We start from the raw sequence: 1,934 nt of genomic DNA on the forward strand, positions 1-1,934 counted from the left end.
AAGTCGGGTCGCCCGGGGGGATTTCACCCCCGGGCTCCCACAGAACCGTGCGTAACAGTCTCCCGTTACACGGCTCTTGTCATCCTGATCACCAGAAGCGCGGTGTCCATGCCCAGTGGGCGAAGAGCCTCGGGTGCTGGCGGGTGATGCGCTGCCAGCACTGTTGGGCCTTCCTGAACGGCCGCAGTCGTTTGTACTTCTTGCGGATCCAGCGCACCAGGTAGGCGTTGATGCGTTCCAGGAGTGGCAGCAGAGCGGAGCGGTAGTACGCCCCGTAGTACTGCAGCCAGCCGCGCACGATCGGGTTGATCCTCCGCGCGAGCTCGGCGAGGGTGTGGCCGATCCGCAGGTGAAGCCGCCAGGCGCGGACTTCCCCACTGACGTTCTTCAGGGCTTCCTTGCTGATCGCGGGCAGGAAGTTGGTGAAGTTCTTCCCCTTCCTGCTGCGCGCCTTGCGGGCTTGGAACGTGAACCCCAGGAACGTGAACGACGTGTGCTCGTACGAGCCGCGCCGGTTGCCGTCCTTGCAGTACACGATCTTGGTCTTGTCGGGGTGCAGCCGCAGCCCGACTTCGTCCATCCTGTTCCCGAGTGCCGCCAGCACCTGGCGGGCCTGGCGCTCACTGACGCAGTGCACGACCGCGTCGTCGGCATAGCGTTCGAACTGCACGTCCGGAAAGTTGCGGGCGAGCCAGGTGTCGAACGCGTAGTGCATGAACAGGTTCGCCAGCACGGGCGAGACCGCGGACCCCTGCGGGGTCCCCCGGTCCCGCTCCTGCAAGGTTCCGTCGGGCAGTTGCAGCGGCGCTTGGAGCCACCGCTTGACATACAACGTCACCCAGACGGCGTCGGTGTGAGCCTGGACAGCCTTGACGATGAGGTCCCACCGGACGCTGTCGAAGAACTTCTGAATGTCAAGATCGATCACCCAGTCTTTCTTCCAGCACCGTTGCCGGCACCGCTGGACCGCATCCAGGGCCGACCGCTTCGGCCGGTAGCCGTAGGAATCCTCGTGAAATATTGGATCCACACGAATTCCCAAGTGCCTGGCTACCACGGTCTGCGCGACCCGGTCGGCGACGGTGGGGACGCCGAGCATCCTCGTGCCGCCGCCGTGCTGTTTCGGAATCTCCACCGCTCGCACCGGAGGAGGGAAGTACGTCCCCGACGACATCCGATTCCAGATCTTGTAAAGGTTGCCCTCCAGATCGGCCTCGAAGTCGGCAATGGACTGCCCGTCCACCCCCGGCGCACCCTGATTTCGCTTTACCTCACGAAACGCCTCCCAGACCTCCCACTTCGAAATCACAAACGGCTTCTCTGGTGACTTCAGCTTGTCCATCGGCTCCTCCCGAACAACGTCCGGTTGACCAGACACACACAGCCACGGATGACCCGGCCCCTTCGCTCCACCCCCATTACAGGGGCTTCGGCACTACTACGAGCCGGTCCGCCAGCACGCCTCGCGACGGTACTCAACCCCTTGCGGTGTCAGCCGCTTGAAGCGCTCCCTCTCGCACCCCACACCTGGGGCGACGGTGTCGAGACATGCCTTCCCACGTTCCGTGCAAGAGCAGCAGATCAGGCTCACGTCACCTTCATGCCGGACACCATCTGGCCAGTAAACGGGTATCCGCCAGACTCTTCCCGGGATCAACAAGGCACCCCGGTTTTGATGCCACCTAGAGTTAAATAACGACACGTCGTCAGTGATTCGCTCACGCTCGTCTTCCTGATCCCCACCTGACACTTCAATCAGTGCCTTTTCCACATCGCTCACCACGGTCGCGTTACCCCTTCCGCAGCATGTGGCGGTTTGGAGTCTCCCCCCGCAGGGCGACTCCGAAGGGCCAACCTTCATCTCCTGCACAGCACCGCATAAAGTCGCTCTACCTACATCAAGCTCCTCCTTGCGTTCGTGGCACACCTTGATC

Annotated in this window: 1 protein-coding gene; it reads right to left on the bottom strand. The window is 62.7% G+C overall.

The genetic code is table 11. The features are described 5' to 3' along the window. Positions 1-88: 88 nt before the first annotated feature. On the bottom strand, positions 89-1,342 hold the full coding sequence (gene ltrA, locus C1I95_RS33620) for a group II intron reverse transcriptase/maturase (protein ID WP_111220116.1): 1,254 nt from the start codon (positions 1,340-1,342) through the stop codon (positions 89-91). Positions 1,343-1,934: the final 592 nt, after the last annotated feature.

The organism is Micromonospora craterilacus, assembly GCF_003236315.1.
GTDB classification, from domain to species: Bacteria; Actinomycetota; Actinomycetes; order Mycobacteriales; family Micromonosporaceae; genus Micromonospora; species Micromonospora craterilacus.